The organism is Bradyrhizobium sp. CCBAU 51627, assembly GCF_028128765.1.
GTDB lineage: Bacteria > Pseudomonadota > Alphaproteobacteria > Rhizobiales > Xanthobacteraceae > Bradyrhizobium.
Genome location: NZ_LBJG01000084.1, coordinates 71,669 through 95,263 on the forward strand (window position 1 = coordinate 71,669; position 23,595 = coordinate 95,263).

26 protein-coding genes are annotated in these 23,595 nt (G+C 62.3%); 16 read left to right on the top strand and 10 right to left on the bottom strand.

Going from position 1 to position 23,595, the window contains the following annotated elements; all coding sequences use genetic code 11:
• Positions 1 to 58: 58 nt before the first annotated feature.
• Complete coding sequence (locus XH88_RS29890; RefSeq protein WP_271671810.1) at positions 59 to 1,282, bottom strand: FecR family protein; 1,224 nt, start codon at positions 1,280 to 1,282, stop codon at positions 59 to 61.
• Positions 1,283 to 1,411: 129 nt separating this feature from the next.
• On the opposite strand from XH88_RS29890, the gene XH88_RS29895 reads away from it, so the two are divergent.
• The 3 genes from XH88_RS29895 to XH88_RS29905 all read left to right on the top strand — a co-directional run bounded on the left by XH88_RS29895 (position 1,412) and on the right by XH88_RS29905 (position 4,774).
• On the top strand, positions 1,412 to 3,208 hold the full coding sequence (locus XH88_RS29895) for a ShlB/FhaC/HecB family hemolysin secretion/activation protein (RefSeq protein WP_271671811.1): 1,797 nt from the start codon (positions 1,412 to 1,414) through the stop codon (positions 3,206 to 3,208).
• Positions 3,209 to 3,347: 139 nt separating this feature from the next.
• On the top strand, positions 3,348 to 4,178 hold the full coding sequence (locus XH88_RS29900; protein WP_271671812.1) for an alpha/beta fold hydrolase: 831 nt from the start codon (positions 3,348 to 3,350) through the stop codon (positions 4,176 to 4,178).
• Positions 4,179 to 4,453: 275 nt separating this feature from the next.
• Positions 4,454 to 4,774 (top strand): c-type cytochrome, encoded by a 321-nt coding sequence (locus XH88_RS29905; protein ID WP_271671843.1) that lies wholly within the window; start codon positions 4,454 to 4,456, stop codon positions 4,772 to 4,774.
• A gap of 180 nt (positions 4,775 to 4,954) precedes the next feature.
• Here the strand turns inward: XH88_RS29905 and XH88_RS29910 are convergent, their stop codons facing one another.
• The 3 genes from XH88_RS29910 to XH88_RS29920 all read right to left on the bottom strand — a co-directional run bounded on the left by XH88_RS29910 (position 4,955) and on the right by XH88_RS29920 (position 6,478).
• Positions 4,955 to 5,296, bottom strand: a complete 342-nt coding sequence (locus XH88_RS29910; protein WP_271671813.1) for a phasin — start codon at positions 5,294 to 5,296, stop codon at positions 4,955 to 4,957.
• Between the two features lie 142 nt (positions 5,297 to 5,438).
• Positions 5,439 to 5,624, bottom strand: coding sequence for a hypothetical protein (locus XH88_RS29915; protein ID WP_271671814.1), 186 nt, complete (start codon positions 5,622 to 5,624; stop codon positions 5,439 to 5,441).
• A gap of 389 nt (positions 5,625 to 6,013) precedes the next feature.
• Entirely contained in the window at positions 6,014 to 6,478 is a 465-nt protein-coding gene (locus tag XH88_RS29920; RefSeq protein ID WP_271671815.1) for a hypothetical protein, read from the bottom strand.
• A gap of 195 nt (positions 6,479 to 6,673) precedes the next feature.
• Between XH88_RS29920 and XH88_RS29925 the strand changes: the two genes are divergently transcribed.
• Positions 6,674 to 7,030 (top strand): hypothetical protein, encoded by a 357-nt coding sequence (locus XH88_RS29925; RefSeq protein WP_271671816.1) that lies wholly within the window; start codon positions 6,674 to 6,676, stop codon positions 7,028 to 7,030.
• Positions 7,031 to 7,073: 43 nt separating this feature from the next.
• On the opposite strand, the gene XH88_RS29930 is transcribed toward XH88_RS29925, so the two are convergent.
• Both XH88_RS29930 and XH88_RS29935 read right to left on the bottom strand, forming a co-directional pair.
• Positions 7,074 to 7,637, bottom strand: a complete 564-nt coding sequence (locus XH88_RS29930) for a hypothetical protein (protein ID WP_271671817.1) — start codon at positions 7,635 to 7,637, stop codon at positions 7,074 to 7,076.
• Between the two features lie 47 nt (positions 7,638 to 7,684).
• On the bottom strand, positions 7,685 to 8,218 hold the full coding sequence (locus XH88_RS29935) for a GcrA family cell cycle regulator (protein WP_271671818.1): 534 nt from the start codon (positions 8,216 to 8,218) through the stop codon (positions 7,685 to 7,687).
• A gap of 163 nt (positions 8,219 to 8,381) precedes the next feature.
• Between XH88_RS29935 and XH88_RS29940 the strand changes: the two genes are divergently transcribed.
• Complete coding sequence (locus XH88_RS29940; protein ID WP_188096483.1) at positions 8,382 to 8,990, top strand: S24 family peptidase; 609 nt, start codon at positions 8,382 to 8,384, stop codon at positions 8,988 to 8,990.
• Positions 8,991 to 9,088: 98 nt separating this feature from the next.
• Positions 9,089 to 9,364, top strand: coding sequence for a hypothetical protein (locus XH88_RS29945; RefSeq protein WP_271671819.1), 276 nt, complete (start codon positions 9,089 to 9,091; stop codon positions 9,362 to 9,364).
• A gap of 39 nt (positions 9,365 to 9,403) precedes the next feature.
• Here the strand turns inward: XH88_RS29945 and XH88_RS29950 are convergent, their stop codons facing one another.
• Entirely contained in the window at positions 9,404 to 10,378 is a 975-nt protein-coding gene (locus tag XH88_RS29950) for a quinone oxidoreductase family protein (RefSeq protein WP_271671820.1), read from the bottom strand.
• A gap of 227 nt (positions 10,379 to 10,605) precedes the next feature.
• Here XH88_RS29950 and XH88_RS29955 point away from each other — a divergent pair, with 227 nt between their 5' ends.
• From XH88_RS29955 to XH88_RS29965, 3 genes are all read left to right on the top strand, one after another.
• Positions 10,606 to 10,806: a hypothetical protein gene (locus tag XH88_RS29955; RefSeq protein WP_209957547.1), complete on the top strand. Its 201-nt coding sequence runs from the start codon at positions 10,606 to 10,608 to the stop codon at positions 10,804 to 10,806.
• A gap of 144 nt (positions 10,807 to 10,950) precedes the next feature.
• Positions 10,951 to 11,898: an AAA family ATPase gene (locus tag XH88_RS29960; RefSeq protein WP_271671821.1), complete on the top strand. Its 948-nt coding sequence runs from the start codon at positions 10,951 to 10,953 to the stop codon at positions 11,896 to 11,898.
• Between the two features lie 5 nt (positions 11,899 to 11,903).
• Positions 11,904 to 13,277, top strand: a complete 1,374-nt coding sequence (locus tag XH88_RS29965) for a vWA domain-containing protein (RefSeq protein ID WP_271671822.1) — start codon at positions 11,904 to 11,906, stop codon at positions 13,275 to 13,277.
• Positions 13,278 to 13,299: 22 nt separating this feature from the next.
• Here XH88_RS29965 and XH88_RS29970 read toward each other — a convergent pair whose 3' ends face one another.
• On the bottom strand, positions 13,300 to 13,482 hold the full coding sequence (locus XH88_RS29970; RefSeq protein WP_271671823.1) for a hypothetical protein: 183 nt from the start codon (positions 13,480 to 13,482) through the stop codon (positions 13,300 to 13,302).
• Between the two features lie 356 nt (positions 13,483 to 13,838).
• Here XH88_RS29970 and XH88_RS29975 point away from each other — a divergent pair, with 356 nt between their 5' ends.
• The gene (locus tag XH88_RS29975; protein WP_271671824.1) at positions 13,839 to 14,060 is read left to right on the top strand and encodes a hypothetical protein; all 222 of its coding nucleotides are present in this window, start codon (positions 13,839 to 13,841) and stop codon (positions 14,058 to 14,060) included.
• A 105-nt stretch (positions 14,061 to 14,165) separates the two neighbouring features.
• Here XH88_RS29975 and XH88_RS29980 read toward each other — a convergent pair whose 3' ends face one another.
• A complete protein-coding gene (locus XH88_RS29980; RefSeq protein ID WP_271671844.1) occupies positions 14,166 to 15,485 on the bottom strand; it encodes a hypothetical protein in 1,320 nt (439 codons plus the stop codon).
• Between the two features lie 380 nt (positions 15,486 to 15,865).
• Here XH88_RS29980 and XH88_RS29985 point away from each other — a divergent pair, with 380 nt between their 5' ends.
• Genes XH88_RS29985 through XH88_RS30010 form a run of 6 tightly spaced genes read left to right on the top strand, consistent with a single transcriptional unit; the run spans position 15,866 to position 21,736 of the window.
• Complete coding sequence (locus tag XH88_RS29985; protein ID WP_271671825.1) at positions 15,866 to 16,978, top strand: BMP family ABC transporter substrate-binding protein; 1,113 nt, start codon at positions 15,866 to 15,868, stop codon at positions 16,976 to 16,978.
• A complete protein-coding gene (locus XH88_RS29990; RefSeq protein WP_271671826.1) occupies positions 16,975 to 18,087 on the top strand; it encodes an ABC transporter permease in 1,113 nt (370 codons plus the stop codon). Before XH88_RS29985 ends, XH88_RS29990 begins: the two co-directional genes overlap by 4 nt.
• On the top strand, positions 18,087 to 19,013 hold the full coding sequence (locus XH88_RS29995; RefSeq protein ID WP_271671827.1) for an ABC transporter permease: 927 nt from the start codon (positions 18,087 to 18,089) through the stop codon (positions 19,011 to 19,013). Before XH88_RS29990 ends, XH88_RS29995 begins: the two co-directional genes overlap by 1 nt.
• Before the next feature lie 11 nt (positions 19,014 to 19,024).
• Positions 19,025 to 19,708, top strand: a complete 684-nt coding sequence (biuH, locus tag XH88_RS30000; protein ID WP_271671828.1) for a biuret amidohydrolase — start codon at positions 19,025 to 19,027, stop codon at positions 19,706 to 19,708.
• Positions 19,705 to 21,237: an ABC transporter ATP-binding protein gene (locus tag XH88_RS30005; protein WP_271671829.1), complete on the top strand. Its 1,533-nt coding sequence runs from the start codon at positions 19,705 to 19,707 to the stop codon at positions 21,235 to 21,237. The genes biuH and XH88_RS30005 overlap by 4 nt, the downstream gene beginning before the upstream one ends.
• Before the next feature lie 13 nt (positions 21,238 to 21,250).
• Positions 21,251 to 21,736: a nucleoside deaminase gene (locus XH88_RS30010; protein ID WP_271671830.1), complete on the top strand. Its 486-nt coding sequence runs from the start codon at positions 21,251 to 21,253 to the stop codon at positions 21,734 to 21,736.
• 191 nt (positions 21,737 to 21,927) lie between these two features.
• Here the strand turns inward: XH88_RS30010 and XH88_RS30015 are convergent, their stop codons facing one another.
• Positions 21,928 to 23,040, bottom strand: coding sequence for a hypothetical protein (locus XH88_RS30015; protein ID WP_271671831.1), 1,113 nt, complete (start codon positions 23,038 to 23,040; stop codon positions 21,928 to 21,930).
• Between the last annotated feature and the right edge of the window lie 555 nt (positions 23,041 to 23,595).

Here is a 23,595-nt window from a genome sequence, read left to right on the forward strand (position 1 = left end):
TGCTCCCCTGCACCGGCGACCCTCGCCGCCAAGTGCCCCCTCTGTTCGCGGCATGCGCCTAGTGATGTCCCCTGCCCGGCTCCGGACCGTGCTGGTTACCGCCGTTACCAGCGTTTCTGCTGCCGCTATTTCCGTAGCCGTAGCCGTTGCCGGTGGCACCGCCGTTGCCGCTGTTGCCGTTGCCGTTATTTCCGTTGCCGTTGTTGCCGTTATTTCCGCCCGGCGCGTCCCTGGGAGACCCGGCTGTGGCGGCAGCGATGGACGGACCGGATGACGCCGAGTCCGAACGGGCCGCGCCGGTGCTGCTGCTCTCGGTGATCGCCGTGACGGTCGCGCTGTTGGTCGCGCTGGTCGTCGCACCCGACTTGCCGTCGCTCCACACCGTATTGGTGTTGGCGTCCGCGTTACGCACGCGCCCGTGCGCGACGCCGTCGTGAGCGAGCCCATGCGTCACCTTGTGGAAGTTGAGCCTGACGTCGCCGAGCGGGCTCGAGATGCGTACCAACCCGGCCTTGGGCGCCTGAGCTCCGCCGGCGTGATGCGATGGCGTCGGCGCACCGGTGATCTTGACGCCCTTGTCGATCGGACCGAGCGCATGGATGGTGTGGCCGTCCGCCGCATTGCGCGGCGCCGACAGACCCGACTTCGGCACAGGGACGCGCTCGATCGTCGAGGCACGCGGCGTGCCTTGCTCGATCGGATTGAGCGTACCGGGGCCATCCAGGCGCAGGCCGGGCTTGCCGTGCTCGAAGGCGGTGGCCACCTGCCCCGGCATGACCTGGGCGACCTGGCCGGTCTTGAAATCGGACACTTCAACCTGGCCGCGGAGCACGCCGACCTTGGTGCTGCCTGCGCCGACCTTAACGCTGAAATGCGTCCCTTTGACCACGGCGGCGAGATAGGGCGTCTCGACCTCGAAGTGCTTGACATTGCGCTTCTCGACCTCGAGCAGGATCGAGCCCGCCTGCTGGATGATGGTGGTCGGAAGTCCCTCTTTCTTCTCGGCCGGCACGCCGACCACGGAGTTCGGAGAGATCAAGATCGTCTCTTCGCCGCGAACGAGCAGCACCCGTCCGTTACGCCCGGTGCGAATGGTATCGCCCGGCTTCAGCGTCTCTTCCTGGTTCAAGGATACCTGCTGGGCGCCGTTGGTGGCGAGCCAGACCTCACCCGACGACTTGCTGACCGACCAGACGCCGTCATCCGCAGCGGATGCGTCGGGCGCCGATCCCAGGATCAGCGCTGCCATCAAGGCGCACCACGTTCCAATTCGGACAATCATGACGGACTCCAGCGTGAATCACCGCGAGCCTGATGCGTATCCGAAATCACTCAAGATTGGCTTAGCAGGAACCGGGGAGTCCCACGGGTGCGTTAACCGATCATTGACCATAAAAAACTATGAAAAATCATGCGGCTACCCAATCGTTACCGGCCTCTGGAGATCTCTCCGTCAAACTACGCAGAAGGGCACGCGCATGGCGCGGCGGGGCGGTATCTCGCTGCCGCGCTCGTGCTGCTCGCGTCGACATTTGCGGGAATCTCACAGGCGGTGGCGCAACAGGCCAACCAGCCGGGGTTCGACCCCCGTCAACCCGAGAAATACTTCGAAAACCAAACCGAGCAGGAATCCCTGAGCCGGCCTCCGGTGACGCTGCCTTCGGTCGGCCAACCCAAACCCGGCGGAGATACCAGACCACAATTCGTGCTGCGCGGCATCAGCGTCAGCGGCGCCGACGCCATCCCGCACGATAGCATCGCCACCATTTACCGGCCCTATCTCGGCAAGCAGGTCGCGCAAGCCGACCTCGCCGCAATCGCCGGTGCGATCAGCGATCTCTACCGCGCACAGGGCTTTCATCTGAGCCGGGCGATCGTGCCGCCGCAGGACATCACCGACGGCCGTGTCCGGATCCAGGTGATTGAAGGCACCATCGTCGAGGCCGACCTGAAAGGCGATGGCGTCGAGCAGTTCGGCGTGAGATCGATGCTCGCGCCGGTCCTGGCCGAACAGCCGTCGCGCCTTGCAACACTCGAACGCCAGCTCTTCCTCATCAACGGCAGGCCGGGGGTTCGTATCACCGATACTGCGCTGGAGGAGATCGAGGCGGCGACGGGTCGCTTCCGCCTCACCGTCTATCTGAAGACGTGGCACGTCTTTACCTCCTTCGGCCTGGACAATCTCGGCTCATCGTCGGTCGGTCCGTGGCAGAGCTATGCGACGGGCGCCTTCAATTCCTACCTCGCGCCCGGCGACACGCTAGCTGTCAACCTGTCGACCATTGCCAGCGACCCGCGCGAGCTTGGTTTCGGGCGGCTGTCCTATGACACGCCGGTCGGGGTCGATGGTGTGCGCCTTGGTGCATCAGTCCTCTACAGCGCAGTCCGGCCCGGCGATGCCCGCAGGTTCTCCAGCGACATCACCACGACCGAAGCGTTCGAGATGCGTGCCGGCATCGTCCCTCTACAGTCGCAGTCTTCCTCGCTCGTCCTGACGGCGGCGACGACCTTCAGCAACGTGTCGGAGCACGATCTCTACGGTCCCTGGTACAACGATCACATCAGGACTGCGAGCCTAACTGCCGATTACCGGCTCCAGGATCGCTTCGGCGGCACCACCTACGCAACGATGACCTATCGCCAGGGCCTCGATGTCTTCGGCGCCTCGCATTTCAACGACGATCTATTGTCGCGTGATGGTTCGTCCTCGAACTTTTCTGTGCTGGATTTCTGGTTCACGCGCTACCAGACTCTCAATGACGCATGGTCGCTCAAGTTGGCTGCGGCGAGCCAGACCGCGTCGCGTCCACTGTTCACTTCGCAGCAATTCTATCTGGGCGGCGCAGCCTTCGGCCGCGGTTATGGTGCGGCCGAGATCAGCGGCGACAACGGTCTTGCCGGCTCGCTCGAGCTGCGGTTCGACCAGAAGCTCGATTTCCGCTATTGGAGCGGTTACCAGCTCTACGCCTTCGGCGATGCCGGAGCGGTCTGGAACGATGGTTACCGGCTGCGCGACGGCCTGGCCCTGACGTCGGCCGGTGCCGGCGTGCGATTTTTTCTGCCGCAAGATCTACAAGCAGATTTCGGCGTAGCCGTCCCCTTGAGCTACCGGGCGCCCGACAATGAGGGCCGCAGCCCTCGCTTTCTCTTCACCCTGTCTAGCGCCTTCAGGCTTTGCCCTGACCGCGGCAGGGGCGGCTGTCTCTAGTCGCGCAATCTCGCCTCGATGGGACCCTTCCGGGGCCGTCCGCATACTTGCCTAAATTTAATCCCGTAGCGTGCTCACAATCGCTCGATCCGGGCGTTTTCAATAGCCATGTTCAGTCAAAAGTGATTGAGACGGAACCATGAAGAGGGTGTTTGCAATTCTTGCCTTTCTCTGCGTCCTTGCGGTGGGCCAATACATCGTCGTCAGCAAATTCGCGATCCGTCACGAGACGCTGTCCTTGTTCGATGCTTCACGCCAGAGGCCCATCTCTGTTGAGATCGCCGTGCGGCACGACTACGAGACCAAGGCCAATCTCGGTCTCTGGAAGCTCCCGGTCGCCATCATCAGCAATGGCAATACCGTCAAGGCGACCGAATACTCCTTCCTCGCCAACGTGCTTGCGGCACGCGGCTATCTCGTCGCCAGCATACAGCAGGATCTTCCGAGCGATCCGCCCCTGATGACCCATGTCGGCCAGCCATATGTCGGCCGGCGCGAGGTCTATATGCGGTGCGAGGCCAACATCCTCTTCGTGCTGAACACGTTGAAGGGTCGGCAGGAGAATGCTGACTACGACCACATCACGCTGGTTGGCCATTCCAATGGCGGCGACGTCTCCATGTATGTCGCCAAGCAGCATCCCGAGCTTGTGTCGAAAGTGATCACGCTCGACAATCTCCGGGTGCCCTTCGTCCTTAACGACCGCATGAAGATCCTGTCGTTCCGCTCCAAGGATCCGCATTTCGTGACCGACCCCGGCGTGCTACCGACACCGGAAGAAGCCAAGGCGCGCGGCATCGACATCATCCATACCGGCGCGCAGCACACCGAGATGAGTGATCGCGGTCCTGAATCGGTCAAGGAGAAGATCCAGGCAACCCTTGACCGCTTTCTGCGCGACAGCGCCAGCAGCACGCTCGCACCGGCCGATACGACCACCCCGATGATCATGAATCCCGGCGACTTCTAGGCGGGACGCTTTGCGGCAGATCAACGCAGTTCCATGCCGACCAGGATAGAAAGGTCACGCAGTATTGGAGAGGCACGTGTCGCACCATACCGAAAGGCTTGATATGGAGAGCCTTGGCCTGCCGCCGGCGAGGGTGCCCGGATTTGCAAGGCATTTCTATCGTTCGGTCCGCAGGCTGCTGCGGTCAATCATTGCCCGCATCGACCTCTCGCAGTTTCCGGGATCGTGCTGTGGGTAAGTACCCGGTCCGCAGTCGAATGAGACAGGTAAATCTGATGCGCGAACGTGTGGGACAAATCTGGCTTCTGCTCGCAACAGTTTCTGGCCTCGGTGTGTCGCCGGCTTTCGCGGCCGATGCCGACCACGGCGCTGATCTCGCCCGGCGCTGGTGTGCGACCTGCCATGTGGTGGCGAGCGGTCAGACCCAAGCCAGCGCGGATGTGCCCTCTTTCGCATCGGTTGCGCGCAAGCCCGATTTCAGCCCGGAGAGACTCGCCTTCTTCCTGCTCGACCCACATCCGAAGATGCCGAACTTTCCCTTGAGCCGGACCGAAGCCGCCGACCTAGCGGCTTATATCGGGTCACTGCGGCAATAGCCTGCGCCAAAGTCCGAAAATGCAAATCCCTGCCGGGGTGAACCGACAGGGATCAGCAGAAAGGATGATGGACGGCGGATGACGCACATCCGGTGGCCCATCATGGACCTGCACCAGGATTGAAATGCGCATCACGCCGCTGCGCAAGACCAATTTGTGAGCAGCCGAGGACTTGCCTTTTCAGGACTTGCCCTTGCCCGACTGCATGAAGTTGCCGGTCATCTGGCGCATGTGATCGCCGGCATTGGTGAACTGGCTGCGCAGGAACTCGGACTGGATTCGCATCGCTTCCTGAAGATCGGTTGCATGGACCAGCTTGCGGGCATGTTCGAACGCCGCCTTCATGTTCTGCTCGGTGAAGGCGAGCGCCTGCTTGGACACGTCTGCACTCGCTCCGGGGACAGACGACATCGATTTGGTGGCGGCATCGAAAAACATTCCGAATGCCTTCTCCGCCTGGTCAATCGTCTTTTCGGCCAGGTCACGCAGTTCTGCCGGCACTTCGAGCTTCGGTTCGATCATGGTCGCTCTCCTCCCATTTTCCTGACTGATTATCACATTTGTCGCACCGCCATCTAGCGGCCAAGCTCTGGCAGCACCCGCCGACCGGCCGGTCCGCCTCAGGCTGGAAGCTGGACAAAGCGTAATGTCGGCGCGATGGGGCTCAGGACAATGGAAGTTCGGGGAGGGTTTCGTTGGCGACAAGGTCTTCCACCAGCTTGATGACCTCGAAGCGCTGGCGGGGCGCCAGCTTGAGAAAGGCGCGCAGCAGGCGGAGACTCTCGACAGTACTGTTCGCGGGCGCGCCGAGTTTGAGATGCAGTTCAGCCGCGAAATTGAGGTTTTTCATCTCGCACCTATGACAGGACTCGGGCTTTCGCGGTCGAACATCGGAGGCCCGATCGAGGACGGGACGTCGTCACCACGCCATGGCAACGACAAACTCAAGGTCGGAGCATCCCAGCATCTTGCACGCTGGGGCTACGCGTCTGAACGAACCTCGGCCGACCCGAGAAGTTGCAACTATGGCAAGGAACAACCCTCCAGGCAAGCCCAACAGTAAGACTCAGCGATGCTTCGCCAGCATCGCGCCTCGGCAATTCCGGATAACAGGAATACGCACCGCCGTCACCCACCTGCGTCAAGAAGCAGCAACAGTGACCACACAGTCCCGATCACTGTCAATTAGACCAGCGTTTCATCTTGTTTCCGCGGTGAACGGAGGTTGGCAACCGCCGACTAGCGCTTCTTCAGCGTATACACGTAATCGTTGAGCCCGATTTCAGCGGTTGCATCGTCCAGGAAATGAACGTCGATTTCGCACCCAGTTTCCAGCGTCCTGATACTGGCCCCTGTGAAGCCGAGTGAAGCGGCAAACGCCCTGGGATCGGCTTTCTTATCGGCATTCATCATCTCATCGAATGCGCCCTGGAACAGCATCTCGGGGCCATAATTCGTCAGCTTGTATTGCGGCCTGGCACAGGCAAATGGATGCGGACCGGATATCTCCCTGGACTTCAAAACCACTGTCTTGCCCAGCAGCCGCGCGCGCTCGGCATCGTCAGGCTTGCGGTGCGGATCGGACCATGGCGCGACCACGGCCGCGGTCAATGTCCAGCTTCCGAGATAGAAGGGATCGGCAGCCGCGGCGGGGCCGGCCATGCCGAAAGATGCGAACAAGCAAACAAAGCTGGCGAATTTCATCCGACGGGTCCCCCTTGGTTCTCTTGGCTTGGACTCGCCGCTCCGCAACATGGTTCATCAGCACCGATATTTCCGGTGCCGTGAACCGTTGTTCAATATCCCGCGACCAAGCGGTTGCGAAACGGCCACGCAGATAACGGGCGCCATGGCTGACGGTCTATTCGATTCAGGCGCGCGTCAGCAAAGGACGACGGCATGCTTTCTCGCTGCGATCTCATCAAGGGCGCCGCGGTTGCGCTTCTCACACTCTCGACACAGGGCGCACGGGCGCAGGAGACCAAAATGAACCTTTTCAAGATCGTGACCATCAAGGACGAGATCATCATCGGCTTGTCGCCCGATGAGCTGCAGGCGCTGGGCGGCAACGACGCCAGCGCGGTCGCGCACGCCCTGGCGAAGAAGGGCGATCTTACCGTCTGGCAGTACAACGTACACCGCGGACAGAACGGTGAAATGCAACAAGCGCCCACCGCAAGGATCGGCCTGCTGGCCAACGCCTCGCTCCGCGTCGAGCCCTACACCACGCCCTATCAGATCATACCGCATCCGTAAGACGCAGGAGGTCTGCCGGCGGCACAGCCCGCCGGCTCCTCATTCAGCGACGCCGGACCGAAGCATCCGTCGCAAAACCGTAGACCAGCGCCAGCCGATCGAGACATTCGCGAAAGCGCCGCCCGAAGTAGTCATTCCAGCGCTGGGTGCGGACGGCACGTCGCTGACCGATCTGGTCCATGGTCAAGCCGAGGACCAGCACGTCATGGACCAGCGCGACTCCGTCGGTGCCAAGCTCGCGCTCGACCCGGTTCAGCCGCAGCACAGCCTGGCGCTGGCTCTCGGTCACGGGCTCGCGGGAACGCGTTCCATCGACATATTCCCGAGTCGGATCCATGGCCTGAGGACCCCGCTCGGCCTTTTCCCAATCATTCTGATAGGCGCGGCCACCCCGGTACTGCGCCTCATCGATCTGATGGTGCGAATGCAGCCGGCCAAGCGGATCGTTTCGGATCGACCGCATGGCGACGATCTTCTCGTCCGGATCGAGCGCGAGCGGGTTATCGACCTCTGCCTCTATGACCTCGGCATTGAACGGCAGGTCGCGCGAGCGCCGGTCGTGAAGTTCGGTCAGTCGGTAGGACCTGTTACGTCTGACACGAGCCACTCGAAAACTCCTTTGCGAATTGACATTAAAAAGGAAGGTCGCGCGGATCAGGCGGCGGAGACGAGCCTCAGCACGACGGCAGCAGCCGTACGGGCCGCGCCGGGACCGCGGGTGAGGCGCGCATGCGGCGCGCAATAGCTTGAGCCTGCTTGACGTGGGTGGCCGCAGAAGCTGATCTCCTCCCCCTCCTTGTCGCCGCCATAGGGGTAGCGGCAATCGCCCCGTTCGAGCTCCTCCAGCGTGATCAGGCGCGGCTGGACGCCGACGCAGCGCAGTTTGACCGGATTGGCAGGTTTCAGGGCCGATGGCGGCGGCAGATTCAGGGCGGGTGGCGCGGCACGAGGCGGTGTGAGCGGAGCAGGCCCGTCCGGCAAGGACGGTACGATCGACGGACTTACCATTCGTTCTGGCGTGCCGATGCCGAGCCCAAGCCGCTTGGCGCGACCGATCACCGCGTTGCGCGTGTAAGCTGTTCCAAACCTTGCGTTAATCTGTCTTCCGATCTCCGCATATGACAGTCCCTTGAAGAAATAGTCGCAAAGCGCGTCGGAATGCTCCGACGACCAATGGCCCGGTTCCATGCTGCTGTCCTGTGATGCGCCCCGATTCCACGATCCGGAGGCGAAACACACATTCCGTTATTCCGAAGACGATGTCAACTCAATAATTCTGATATTCATAATTGCATTAATTCCGAATTTCGGATTACAAGGGATGGAGCCATGGGCAATCGAGGGAATCACCATGTTGGACGTTGCGATGATCGAGCGGGGTCTGGAAAAGACGGGCAAGAGCAAGGGCGGACTGGCCGCAGCGATGGGCGTGCGCCCCGGCGCGGTGTCGGAAATCCTCGGTGGCGAACGCCTGGTGAAAGCCTCGGAAATCATTCCGATCATGGAATATCTTGAGCTGAACCTCGCGCCGATCATGGGCCGCGTCGGCGCCGGAGCCGTGATCGAGCCTGACGTCGAGCAGGTTCCGCCGGAAGGGCTCGGCGATATCGCGCTGCCGTTCCCGATCATGGAAGAAACCGTTGCCTTCGAGATCGTCGGCGATTCGATGCTGCCCAAATACGAGAGCGGCGACGTGATCGTGGTCTACAAGGACCAGCGTCATCCGCTCTCGAGCTTCTACGGCGAAGAAGCCGTGGTCCGGCTCAAGACCGGCGAGCGCTACCTGAAGACGATTGAACGGGGCAAATCCCCTTCCGTCGTCAACCTCACCAGCTTCAACGCCAAGCCGATCATCGGCGTCAAGCTCGACTGGGTCGGAGAGATCTGCCTGTCGATGCCCAAGGGCCAACTTGAGAGGCTGCGCGCCAAGTCGGCGCGGCCGCGCAAGAAGGGGCGCTAGGCGCAGATTTCCGATTTCTGGAAATTGACCTTGACTTAATTCCGTTTTTCAGAAATGCTCTGCCGCGCGCCCGGCCTTGGGCGCGGCAGGATCGTTTCATGCAGTATTTCGTCGTGATGATCGATTATGGACGACGCGGGCGCGAAGCGATCGTCGACCCTGAGATCACAAGGCGCGAGGTCGTCTCCCGTGTCAGCTCCGGGGAATACCAGAACATCTCCTTCATTCACGAAATCACGGAGAATTCCGTCGAGGACCTGACCGAAGCCATTTTGGCTGAGGCCGCCCTCCCCGAAATCGCGCCTGAAGATATCGATCTCCAGGCCGATCGCCTCGATCACGCCCGCGACCTGCGCAAGCACGAGCGAACGTGACGCGGGCCTGATCGGCCTGCAGCACCGTCCAGCAGGCGATCACACCGTGAGAACGGTCGATCCCGTGGTCTTGCGCGCGGCGAGATCGGCATGCGCCTTGGCGGCGTCCTTCAGTGCATAAGTCTGGCGCACCTCGATCTTGACCGCCCCGGACTTGACGACGTCGAACAGCTCGTTCGCCATCGCGACCAGGTTCTCGCGCTTGGCGGCGTAAGTGAACAGCGTCGGCCGGGTGACATAGAGCGAGCCCTTCTGCGCGAGCAGGCCAAGATTGAGCGGCTCGACCGCACCCGAGGATGCACCGAACAGCGCGGCGACGCCGAGCGGCGCGAGGCAGTCCAGCGACTTCAGGAACGTGTCCTTGCCGACGGAATCATAGACCACCGGGACCTTCTTGCCCCCAGTAATCTCGTCGACGCGCTTCACAAAGTCCTCGCGGGTGTAGATGATGACGTGGTCGCAACCATGTGCCTTGGCGAGCTTTGCCTTCTCATCATTGCTGACCGTACCAATCACTGTTGCCCCGAGATGCTTGGCCCATTGGCTCAGGATCAGGCCAACGCCACCGGCGGCCGCATGCAGCAGAATGGTGTCGCCGGCCTTCACGCGATAGGTCTGCCGGATCAGATATTGTGTGGTCAGTCCCTTCAGCATCATCGCGGCCGCGGTCTTGTCGTCGACGCCGTCAGGCAATTTCAACAGCCGATCGGCGGGGATCAGCCGCGCCTCGGAATAGGCGCCGAGCGGCGAAGCCCCGTAGGCGACGCGATCGCCGGGCTTCAGATCGGTGACGCCCGGCCCGACTTCCTCCACAACCCCAGCTGCCTCGCTGCCCAGCCCGCTCGGCAATTGCACCGGATACACACCCGAGCGGTTGTAGATATCGACGAAGTTGAGACCGACGGCGGTATGGCGGACGCGCGCCTCGCCCGGTCCCGGCTTGCCGACGCTGACCTCCTCCCAAACCAGGACTTCCGGACCGCCGGTCTTGTGAAAACGAATGGCGTGGGTCATGGGCGTTGCTCCTTTATCGTTGCGGTGAAGGTCGGAGAAAAGCGGACCGCCCAGTGATTTAGGCATTTGGTCCATCCGTGACAGTCGGAACACGTAACAAGAATGTCACAGCTGAGAGCAAACCTCCGCTGTTCCGGCTCTGTTCGAAAGAGTTGATGACGGCATTTGCGGCGTCAAGCAGTAGCCTCTGCGCGGGGTTTGGTGGTCGCCTGCGAAGGAGAGCCGAGATGCCAGCTTATGTACAGCATCATCAGGATATCGAAATCGCGCCCGTGAATTGCCCGACGTGCATGGGGTTCCTGCCGATGTATGTGCGCGAGGTCGAACCGCATTGGAGCCTTGCCAAGATCGACTTCGTCTATGAATGCGCCGATTGCGGCGCCGAGGTCAGACAGACGATCCGCAAGCCGGAATTGCTTCGGAACTGATCGCACGACTACGCCTCACCAAGTATTTGCGCCACGCGGAAAAACGCCGTTTGCGCGGGGCGGGCCCGTCCCAAACGAGGCTTGTTCTTTGCGGGGAACGCAGGCAGAACAAGCCTCAAGCAAGACCTTTGGGAGCGCCGTTTCGTGGCTGAACAGAAGGCCTCGACCTCGATCGAGGCAGTGGAGAGCGGCCTCGCCGCGCAGGGTTATATCGCGAGCCGGCAGATCGCGACCGCAGTCTACTTGTCGCAAAAGATCGAGAAGCCGATCCTTGTCGAGGGACCTGCGGGCGTCGGCAAGACCGAGCTGGCCAAGGCGATCGCTGGCTGGCGCGGCAAGAAGATGATCCGCCTGCAATGCTACGAAGGCCTCGACGAAGCCAAGGCGCTCTACGAGTGGAAATACGCCAAGCAGCTTCTGTATACGCAAATCCTCAAGGACAAGCTCGGCGAAGTTCTCGGCGGCGCGCAGACGCTGCGCGCCGCGCTCGACCAGCTGCATGATTTCGGTGACGTTTTCTTCTCCAAGGAATTCGTCGAGCCGCGGCCCCTGCTCCAGGCGCTGGAGCAACCGGGCGGCTGCGTGCTGCTGATCGACGAAATCGACAAGTCGGACGCCGAATTCGAATCGCTGCTGCTGGAAATCCTCTCCGACTTCCAGGTCACGATCCCTGAACTCGGCACGGTCTCTGCAATCACGCCGCCGACGGTGATCCTCACCTCCAACAGCGAACGCGATCTCGGCGACGCCTTGAAGCGACGCTGCCTGCATCTGCATATCGGCTTCCCCGAGCAGCGGCTGGAAGAACGCATCGTCGAGAGCCGCGTGCCCGGCATCTCGCAGACGCTGCGCCGGCAGATGGTCGGCTTCATCCACGAGATTCGCTCGCTGGACCTGAAGAAACTGCCCTCGGTCAGCGAGACCATCGATTGGGCGCGCGTGCTGGTGCTGCTCCAGGCTTCCGGGCTCGACACGGAGATCGTCAAGGACACCCTCAACGTGCTCTTGAAATATGAGGCCGATATCGAGGCCGCGGCACCACAAATTACGACCTTCATTGCCAAGGCGGCTCGGTCCAACGTCTTCGGTTGACGCCGATGCGGGAGAACCTTCATCGTTTCTTTCGGGCAGCGCGCGGCGCCGGCGTCCATGTTTCGCCCGCCGAAAGCATCGATGCGATGCGCGCGGTGGCACAGGTCGGTCTCACCGACCGCGCCATCCTGCGCGACACGCTGCTCCTGACGCTCGCCAAGTCGCAGGACGAGAAGCTCGCGCTTGGCGACTGCTTTGATCTGTTCTTCAGCCAACCCGAGCCGCCGCAGGATCAAGCTGAAGCCAATAACGACGCCTCGCAGGACGGGGATCAGCCCCCCTCTTCTGGCTCGGCCAGCGAAGCGGGCGGCGGCCAGCCGGCGGAAGGACTTGGCCCGCTCGCGCAGATCCTACTTTCGCAGGATCGCAACGCAATCCAAGCCGCCATCGCCAGCGCTTCCGGTGCAGCCTCACTGTCCGACATCCGCTATTCCACACAGCGCGGCATCTTCTCCAGCCGCATCCTCGACGCCATGGGCCTTCAGCGTCTGCGCGACGATCTCGACGAAATCACTGCGACCAACCCGGCGCTGGCCGAGCGCCTGCGCGCCGCACTCGATGCCCTGCGCGAAGCGGTGCGCGACACCGTCTCGCAGGGGCTTGCGCTTTATGCCCGCGAGGAGGCAGAAAATCTCCGCAACGAGATCCTGCGGAATGCGCCGCTGGCCCGCATCGAGCGCCGCCAGGTCGCGGAGATGCGGGCTCTCATCCGGCAGATCGCGCGCCGCCTGCGCGAACGTTACTCCAAGCCGCGCAAGCGCCAGCGCCGCGGCCATCTCGACGTCCGCCGAACGCTGCGCCGCAACGCCGCCTGGGGCGGCGTCCCCTTCCTGACCGCGTGGAAGCGCAAGCACCGCGACCGGCCGAAGATCGTGGCGCTGTGCGACATCTCCGGCTCGGTTGCGCAGGTCTCGGACTTCTTCCTGCTCCTCATCCACTCGCTGCATGAGGTGGTGGACGACGTCCGCTCCTTCGCATTCTCCTCGCATCTGATCGAGGTCAGCGAGATCCTGGAGAAGAAGCCGCCCGAAGAGGCGATGGCCGAGATCATGTCCACGGTCGGATTCGGCTCCTCCGACTACGGTTCTTCGCTGGTCGATTTCGAAAGGGACTTCATGAGCACCCTGACGCCACAGACCACGGTGATCGTGCTCGGCGATGCCCGCAGCAACAATCTCGACCCGCGCGCCGACATCCTCCGCCGAATCTCCGAACGCTCGAAGCGGCTGGTCTGGCTCAATCCCGAAGGACGGCTGGCCTGGGGCTTTGGCGATTCCGAGATGCCGCGCTACGCGACCTTCTGCAGCGTAGTGCGGCAATGCGCCACCGCGCAGCAACTCGAGCGCGCGGTCTCGGATATCGTTGCGACTTACCAGTAAGGCTCGGGGCTCGCAGGGAACGTCAGCTTCGCACAAGCTCCGCGTGAGCGACATTGCACTCCCGAAAGTGATACGCAATTTCGTCGAGAGCGCGCTGTTCCCATTCCTGCGCCTGCGTGAGCCAGAAAACCCAGCGCTCAAAATCGCGCTCGGCGCGCTCACGGCAAAGGAATTCCTGACTGCGAATTTCCACCAGCCTGTTCATGCACTCACACTCCTTGTCTTGGTCTTGTCGTGTGAAGCCATTCCCCGCAAGTCAGCGTAGCAGAATCATGAAGGCACGTCTCATTCCTTCTCTGCATATCGCGGCGGAGAATGGGACAGCAGCGCTTCCCGTGCACTGCATTCGTCGCAACGCAACATCAAATATGGATCATCAATTAGTGATCCGTGATCGGGACGATCTCGCGTCCGATCGAACTATTGTGGCGCAACGGACTGAGGCAATTCGTGAAGAGTGGTTCTAAACAGCTCACCGAATTACCGACTCATTGTCGTCGCATGGTCTTCATGCAGCGCCGCTAACAGGGGCGCGCGAACAGGGCTATCGCTTGAGGCAAGATGAGCAACGACGTCGATTTCGATCTTTCGCCTGATCAATGGGTGGCGCTGCGTGCGCTTCGTAATCCAGTGTCGAACGGTGGCCTCTCGAAGGCCTACCTGCTTGAAGATCTCGTCAAGCTCGGGCTCGTTGTTATTCACGACGGCACGCCGGCGATGACTGCGACCGGCCGCAAGGTGCTGGTGCGCGGATCGTGCCGGCTCCTCGACGTCGCGGCATGAGATCTGCTGTGCGGAGAGCGGAAGGCGACGTCGACCGCACCGAGACGGCGTGGGTCTTGTAGGCGGCGAGCTGGCTGGACATGACCGCGGGATAGCACCCACGGATCAGTCGTTCCACTCCAAGAGCGGCGCCCCGTATGCCCTCCTCCAGACCGACAGGAAGCGCGGAAACCAGGAATGGGCCACCGCGCCCTGATAAGCCCAGGTGCGATATTTCAGCCCCTGCTCGGAAATCAATTCCTGATAGCCACCGTGGACCTCGGTCGCGGTGCGGATGTCCTTCAAGATCGCTTGCGCGCACGGCCGATAGGTTTCGCGCCCGGCGAACTCGTCGAAGTCCAGCATTCGATCGGCGAACTCGACGTTGAACGTCGGCCACGACGATCGCCCCTGATAGGCCGGCGCCGCAATCTTGTGGATCATCTTGTTGCGCGGATTGTCCGCCGACACCAGGAAGTGGAACGTGCTGGGAATGCGGAAGCGTGGCTCGGCGATGATCAGATCCGCCGTGGCCGCAAACAATGCGCGCTCGCTCGCATCGTTCATATTCCAGAAGCCGCGATGCACGCTGACGAAATCCAGCGCGACCGAGGACGCCGGCGTGCCTGCCGAGCCATCCAGCGAATGCCTGATATAACCGTCCCTGCCGAACAGGCGGAGCAGGTCCTGCTTGTATTGCGCGAGGTCGCGCCCGAGCAGCCGCTTCAGCTCGCTCTCCTCGATCACGCCGTGTTGCACGCCCCAGACGAAAGTCGTGTACACGCAGGCATTCGTGACGAAACGCCGACGTTCGGCGCGGGTGTCGGTTGCCGCAGAGCGAGGCCGGCTGGCGTCGCAGAGCAAATATCTGCTGCCCTGAGCGTCGAACGGCTCCAGCTCGCTCGCAAGCCTCAGGATTGCGCGCTTCAGGTCGCCACCATATTCGGTCAGCAACAGGCGACCGGCATGCGCGCATTGCGCCATCGCCAGATAGGACGACGTCCGGTCCTCGGCGGAGAGCATCTGCTGGAGCCCGGCCAGAATGCCGAGCAGCGTATCCGAGGGCCGCGAGAAATAGTTCACCCCGAGATACCGGCCGCGCCCTGCCGGAACGATGGTGGTCGTGACGACCTCGGCGCGAACGGCCTCCAACAACAGGCGCACGCTTCTTTCGAGAAGGCGCGCCCGCCGCACCGCGTCCTGCGCATCCATGATAGTCTCGGGATCGAGAACATCAGGATAGAACCAGGCGAAGTCGCGCGGATAGTAGGCGGAGGCGTGCGGCGCGCCTGTGACGAGGAACGCCTCTGAGAGCGCAAACGCGCTCTCCATCGCGTACCGATAAAGGTCCTCGATGAGCGCCGAACGATGTTGCGGCCGCCTCAGGCACCGATCACCGAGAAAATTGACCGCTTGAAGTGCGTTGGCGAGGAGGGTGGCGGCCACGCCCTGGTAGAACCGATTTCCACGATGTGACGGCAAGGAAAAATCGCTGGCTCGTATGGGCGGGTGTCTCGTGATCCCGGGAAGGAAGGGTCAGCGCGCCAAATGTGATTGATTCGTATCTCATCCAAATGACGCAACGCCTCCGGGGCAAGCCTGCCCAACTCCATTGCATACAATGATGATATTACGCACAATATTTAATCATTGAGATTTCTTGACCAAGATTCGATCTCTAAAATAAGCCATGCATATCAGACGCTCAGGTAAATATGCCCTCTCCCTAACCTCTGGCACGAAGCTTGCGACATCCTATCCTGGGCTTCGTCAGACCGGCGTAGCCGCGAGGTAAAGGCGGTCCATTCCGCCAAGGGGAGCAAGCAATGGATTTAGGCAGGATTTCACGACGTCACTTGTTGCAGGGCGGTGCTGCCCTCACCCTCGGCGCAGCGGCCGGCGTCCGTCCGACCTTTGCGGCTGAGACGACGATCGGCTTCATCTATGTCGGCTCACGTGACGACTACGGTTACAATCAAGCGCACGCCCAAGGCGCGGCGGCGCTGAAGAAGATTCCCGGCCTCAAGGTCGTCGAGGAAGAGAAAGTACCGGAGACCGATGCGGTCGAGAAGACGATCGAGTCCATGATCAACCTGGACGGCGCTACCCTGCTCTTCCCGACCTCGTTCGGCTACTACAATCCGCACATGATCAAGATGGCCACCAAGTACCCGAAGCTGCGCTTCGAGCACTGCGGCGGCCTCTGGACTGACAAGGACCCGAAGAACGCCGGCAGCTATTTTGGTTATATCGACGAAGCCCAGTACATCTCCGGCATCATCGCCGGCTACACTTCCAAGAGCGGCAAACTCGGCTTCGTCGCGGCCAAGCCGATCCCGCAGGTGCTGCGCAACATCAACGCCTTCGCGCTCGGCGCCAAGCTCGCCAATCCCAAAGCCACCACCCAGGTCATCTTCACCGGCGACTGGTCGATGCCAGTCAAGGAAGCCGAAGCCACCAACAGCCTGATCGACCAGGGCGTGGACGTGCTCACCTGCCATGTCGACGGCCCGAAGACGATGGTCGAGAATGCCGCACGCCGCGGCGCCTTCGTCTGCGGCTATCATACCAACCAGTCGCCGCTCGCGCCGAAAGCATATCTCACCGGCGCCGAGTGGAACTGGGAGGCGCTCTATCCGAAGTTCGTGAAGATGATCGCCGCCGGAGAGAGTATCCCGAACTTCTATCGCGGCGGCCTCAAGGAAGAGATCGTGAAGACGTCGCCCTATGGCGAAGCCGTCTCCGCCGAGGCGCGCAAGCATGCCGACGACATCAAGGCAAAATTCCTGTCGGCCGAGGGCTACACCATCTTCAAGGGCGGGCTGGTCGACAATAAGGGCAAGACCGTGATCGCGGCCGGCACCGACCGCGGTCAGAAGGATCCCGAACTCGAGAAGATGGACTATCTCGTCGAGGGCGTGATCGGAGCGACTTCGTGACGACGGAAGCTGCGGATTCTGCCGAGGCGGTCGGGATAATTGCCCCGGCCGCCGATCCCGGCTTTCTCCAGCGTCACGGCGGCACGATCGAATATGTCCTGATCCCGGGCGCCGCACTCGTCGCTGCGCTCGCGGTGTTCGGAATCTTCGTCATGCTGTCCGGCAAGGACCCGCTCGACCTCTATTTCTACATGTACTACGGCGCGTTCGGCACTTGGTTCTCCTGGCAAAACACGCTGACGCGTGCAGCGCCTCTCATCCTCACCGCGCTTTGCACGGCGCTACCGGCGCAACTCGGCATGGTCATCATCGGCGGCGAAGGCGCGCTGCTGATCGGCGCGCTGACGGCGACAAGCGCCGCGCTCGCACTCCAGGGCCTGCCGCCGCTGGTGATCCAGATTGCGATGGTCTGCGCCGGCGTGATTGGCGGCGGCTTGTGGATCATGCTGGCAGGCGCGCTGCGACAGTATCGCGGCGTAAACGAGACGATCTCGAGCCTCTTGCTCGTCTACATCGCACTCGCGATCCTCAATCATCTCGTGGAAGGCGCGATGCGCGATCCCGCGAGCCTGAACAAGCCGTCGACCCGCGAGATCGGCGCCGCCAACATGATCGGCACGATCCCCGGCACCGACGTGCATTGGGGGCTTGTCTTCGGCGTGATCGCGGCGATCGCCGCCTACATCCTGATCTATCACACCGTGTTCGGCTTCGCCGCGCGGATTGCAGGCGGCAATATCCGGGCTGCCAAGATTGTCGGTCTAGGCGTCAGCAAGCTGATCCTGACCATCTGCTTCCTCGCCGGAGGTGCCGCAGGCCTTGCCGGCATGGTCGAGGTCGCAGCGGTGCAGGGCCGCACCAACGCCAACCTCGCTGCCGGCTACGGTTTCACTGGCATCCTTGTCGCCTTCCTCGCGCGGCAAAATCCGCTTGCGATCATTCCCGTAGCGATCCTGCTCGGCGGCATTAGCGCCAGCGGCGGCCTGTTGCAGCGTCGCCTGGGACTGCCCGATGCATCCGTGCTGGTACTGCAGGGCATCATCTTCGTCTTCGTGCTCGCCAGCGATGCGCTCTACGGCCGAATCGGTTTCCTGAAAGGCAAGTCGTGATGGCAGACGGATCGATCGGCCTCTGGACGGTGCCGCTCGCCGTACTCGGCGGCGCCATTCGCGTCTCCACGCCCTTCCTGTTCGTCAGCCTGGGCGAATGCATCACCGAGCGTTCGGGCCGGATCAATCTCGGCCTCGAGGGTACGCTGGTGATGGGCGCGATGAGCGCTTATGGTATCTCCTACCTGACGGGATCACCCTGGCTCGGCGTGCTCGCCGCGGGCATCACCGGTGCGCTGCTGGGCGCGCTGCATGCCGGCATCTGCTCGCTGCCCCGCGTCAACGACGTCGCGGTCGGCATCGCGCTGATGCTGTTCGGCACCGGCCTCGCCTTCTATCTCGGCAAGCCACTGATCGAGCCGACCGCACCGCGCCTGCCCGCGATCGATTTCGGCTGGTGGAGCGACATCCCGCAGGTGCGCGCCGCGCTGCGGGTCAACGTCCTGTTCCTGATCGGCGTCGCACTTGCGCCAATTCTTTACTGGGCCTTCCGCACCACACGCTGGGGCCTCCTCATCCGCACCGCCGGTGAGAGCTCTGACGCAGCGCGCGCGATGGGCCACTCCGTGCTGCTGATCCGCCTGCGCGCCACAATGGTCGGCGGCTTCCTCGCCGGCATCGGCGGCTCCTTCTTGTCGCTGTTCTACCCCGGCAGCTGGAACGAAGGCCTCTCCTCAGGCCAAGGCATCACCGCGGTCGCGCTCGTCATCTTCGCACGCTGGGATCCCCTGCTCTGCCTATGGACCTCGCTGGCCTTTGGCGGCGCGGCGGCGCTTGGACCGGCGCTGCAATCGGTTGGCGTCACCTCCGGCTACCATCTCTTCAACGCGGCGCCCTACATCCTCACCCTGGCAATCATGATCATCACCTGCTCGCCCAAACGCACCCTGACCGGAGCCCCGGCCGAATTGTCGATCACCCGCTAGAGAGCACAACCATGCCCGAGCGCTACATCAAGTCCGAGCCATACGCCTGGCCCTACAACGGCGATCTCCGGCCTGAGAACACCGCACTCATCATCATAGACATGCAGACCGATTTCTGCGGCGTCGGCGGCTATGTCGACAAGATGGGCTATGATCTCTCGCTGACGCGAGCTCCGATCGAGCCGATCAAGAACGTGCTCGCTGTCATGCGCAAGCAGGGTTTCCACATCATCCACACTCGCGAGGGTCACCGCCCGGATCTCTCCGACCTTCCCGCCAACAAGCGCTGGCGCTCGCGCCAGATCGGCGCCGGCATCGGCGATCCCGGTCCGTGCGGCCGGATCCTCGTGCGCGGCGAGCCCGGCTGGGACATCATCGAGGAACTGGCGCCGCTGCCGGGCGAGCCGATTATCGACAAGCCCGGCAAGGGCTCGTTCTGTGCCACCGACCTGGAATTGATCCTGCGCGTGCGCGGCATAGAGAACATCGTTCTCACAGGCATCACCACCGACGTCTGCGTCCACACCACGATGCGCGAGGCCAACGACCGCGGCTTCGAATGCGTGCTGCTGCATGACTGCTGCGGCGCGACCGACAAGAGCAATCACGACCACGCGCTGAAGATGATCAAGATGCAGGGGGGCGTATTCGGCGCGGTCTCGACCTCGGACGCCTTCATCGGGGCGATTTCGTGATCATCGGCGAGCCGCCTCCGCCGTCGGGTGCGTTCGGCGTCGACGCCATCGCCATGACCATGCGCTTCGGCGATTTCCTCGCGCTTGACAATGTCGAACTGAAGGTGCGGCCGGGCTCGTTTCACGCGCTCCTCGGCGAGAACGGGGCCGGAAAGTCTACTCTCGTCAAATGCATCATGGGCTACTATCACGCCACCGAAGGCGACATCCTCATCGGCGGCCGCGAGCAGGCGATCGCCAACCCGAAGGATGCCCATGCCCTCGGCCTCGGCATGGTCTACCAGCACTTTACGCTGGTGCCGGCCATGACGGTGGCCGAAAACCTGGTGCTGGCGCGCGACGACGTGCCGGCCGTGGTGAACTGGCCGATGGAGATGAAGGAGCTTGAGGCGTTCCTGGCGCGGATGCCCTTCAAGGTGCCGCTTTCCGCCAAGGTCTCGGATATCTCCGCCGGTGAACGGCAGAAGTGCGAGATCCTCAAGCAGCTCTATTTGGAGCGCCGCTTCCTGATCCTGGATGAACCGACCTCGGTGCTGACGCCGGCCGAAGCCGACGAGGTGCTGGGCATGCTCCGTGACATGGTCGTCAAGGGCGAGCTGACGATTTTGATGATCACGCACAAGTTCCGCGAGGTCATGGCCTTCGCCGACGAGGTCACCATCCTGCGCCGCGGCAAGCTCGCCGGCGCCGGCAAGGTTTCCGAGCTGACGCCGGCTGCGATGGCGCGCACCATGATCGGCGCCGAGCAGCTGACGGCCCAGCCGGCGCGCACCGGCGAAGCCGGCAAGGCCAGGTTGGAACTGGCAAAGCTCCGCGCGCTCGACGATGCCGGCGCTATCGCGGTGCATGACGTCTCCCTCACCGTACGTGCCGGCGAGATCGTCGGCGTTGCCGGTGTCTCCGGTAACGGCCAGCGCCAGCTTGTCGAGGTCCTGGCCGGCCAGCGCGAGGCCGAAGGCGGCGAGATCCGTGTCGCGGGCGATCCCTATCACGCCAGCCGCGAGGAAATGCGGCGCCACAAGATGTCGCTGCTGCCAGAGGAGCCGCTGAAGAACGCCTGCGTCGGCGGCATGAGCGTCGCCGACAACATCGCCTTCCGCGAGTTCGATCGTGCGCCCTTTGCCAGTGGTGGCTGGTGGCTCAACCGCGGCGCTTTCCGCGATGCCGCGAGGATGAAGATCGACCAGTACAAGATCAAGACCCGCATGCCCGAGACGCCGATCTCGGCGCTGTCGGGTGGCAATGTCCAGCGCGCGGTGCTTGCCCGCGAGCTTGCGGGCGATGTCGAAGTATTGATCGCGGCCAATCCCTGCTTCGGCCTCGACTTCGCGGCCGTGGCGCAGATTCACGCCGAGATCATGGCCGCGCGCAACCGCGGCGCCGCGGTTCTGCTCGTCAGCGAAGACCTCGACGAATTGCTCGAACTGTCGGACAGGCTGGTGGTGATGTTCCACGGCGAATTCGTGTATGAAGCACGAACCAGCGAAGCCGATCTCACCGAGGTCGGCCGGCACATGGCGGGACACTGACCAGGGAACAGGGATGAGCGGCGCAACTGAGCGCGACCAACAGTTCTTGCGCTTGTCCTTTGCGGTCGCGCGCCGTTCCCTCACGCATGGCAACCATCCCTTCGGCTGCATCGTCGTCAATGCCGACGGCAAGGTGCTGATCGAGACCGAGAACGGCTACATGCCTGATCACGACGGCACCGCACATGCCGAACGCCTGGCGGCCACCGAGGCGTGCCGAACGCTCAGCCGCGAAATACTGGCGCGGTCGACGCTCTATTCTTCCGCCGAGCCCTGCGCGATGTGTTCAGGCGCGATCTACTGGGCCGGCATCGGCCGCGTGGTCTATGGCCTCAGCGAGCACCGCCTGCGCAGGATCACCGGCAACCATCCGGAGAATCCGACACTCGACCTGCCCTGCCGCGATGTCTTTGCCAGCGGCCAGCGTCCGACCGAGGTCGTCGGCCCGCTGCTGGAAGACGAAGCCGCAGCGCTGCACGATGGCGTGTGGACGAAGTAGCGCTTCTCAGCAATCGGTGCCGTAGAGTGGGCAAAGGCGCGTTTGCGCCGTGCCCACCATCTCTCTTGGTCGCAATGCGAGGGCACGCTTTCGCTTTGCCCACCCCGCGACAGTTGCATCTCCCCATCTTAGAGCAGAATGGCGCCGCGCATTCCTGCGCGACGCCATCCCAATCGCGAAATTGCAAGCGATCAGAACTTCACAGTCACACCACCGTACACCGTGGACTCGGTGCAGCTGTTGGTGCTCTGTCCGGTCGCAGCGACCGTGCAGACGCCGGGCGCGGCGTTGTGGTCGAGACCGAACTTGTTCTGCCAGTAGCGATAGGCGACCCAGAGGTCGACGAAGTGCGAGTACTTGTCACCCCACACCGCCTTCGACGCATCGAAGGTCAGGCGGATCGGCTCGCTGTTCAGCTCGGTCTTGGATGCGGTCGACAACCGGCCAATGCCTGAGAGCGCAGGTAAGCCGTTCGAGTCGCCCTTCGGACCGTACCAGCCGGCACGGCCGCTGATCGACCAGAACTGCATGTTCGGCGGCAGGAAGCCGAGGTCCATGTAGTAGTTGATTTCGACGGCCCAGGTCGGGTCGTAGGATACGTTGCCATCGGAGTTGCACGATGTCCCCGGTACTGCGCCTCCAGCGAAGACCGTACCGCACTGCGTGAACGCGTTGTGATTCGAGAACTCCCAGTACATCAAGGGCGCAACGTTGATGTAACCCTTGTAGGGCAGGTCGAATGCGAATTGCAGACCGGCAACGACGTCACGCTTGGCGGGCGCAAGGAAGGTGTTCTCGCTGTTGCCGTCCATGCCGACTTCGAACGAGATGTTGTGCAGAGGGCCCGCCGTGAAGGCCTTGGTATTGAACAGCTCGTTCCAGCCCAAGGTCGAGCGGAACAGACCGTAGATCTCGGTTGCACCCGCGCAGTTACCCGCCGCAAAGTTGGACAGCAGTCCGGGTGCGATGCAAGGATTGGACGGATCGTTTTGACCCGACTTGAACATCGAGATGGTGAAGAAGTTGGTGCCGTAGGCCCAGAGGTCGAAGTGGGTGAACGAGTAGACCTGCTTGGCCGTCTTGCCGTTGATGCTGCCATCCGGGCGGGTGCTCCACATGCCGGGATCGGTACCCTTCGGCATCCAGGAGAACGACACACGGTCGTCGATCACCAGGAAGAACGGGAGATCAGGCGCCTTCTTCGCAGCCTTGACCGGCAAATCCGCGGCGTGCGTCAGGCCACCAGTGGCGAGCGAAGCAAGTGACAGCAGCGCGGCTGCTACTGTCCTGAAACGAAATGACATCCTGAATACCCCCAAGTTTGGACGCGTAGAAATGAACGTCCCCTGGGTGCGACACTTGCGCCGAAGTCCCGAGGTGAGAAGCCTCAACTTTTTTCAAGGCATGCCGCTTGTTTCGGCAGCACGCGGCATGGTGCGTATCATTTGAGGGGATTCGTGCGGCAACATTTCCCGCCGATCAACCACGCCACATACGCCGATGCCGAACATTCCCGTCTGATTTTGTTTGGCTTTTGGGTTGAGGCAACGACCCGATCGCGGCTATCGAAGACGATCGCCATCGTCCTGGTCTCATGCATACGAGCCGCGGTGCGACTTTGCTCAACTTCACGTCAAGCCTGCATGGCCGGTTCCGATTTAGCTTAGACCGTTACAAATTTGCAACAATCGCCAAGCCCACGACGCGATCGCAATGGTCCTCCAAGGACGAACAGGTCGCCGGAAGTGGCCACGACTCGTGACACCGGCGCCCTGCCGAAGCGTTGAGCAAGGGATGACGCTTTTTCACACCTTACGCGGCGGTTCAAACTAGCCCACTATTGAGGCAATTCATGCCAT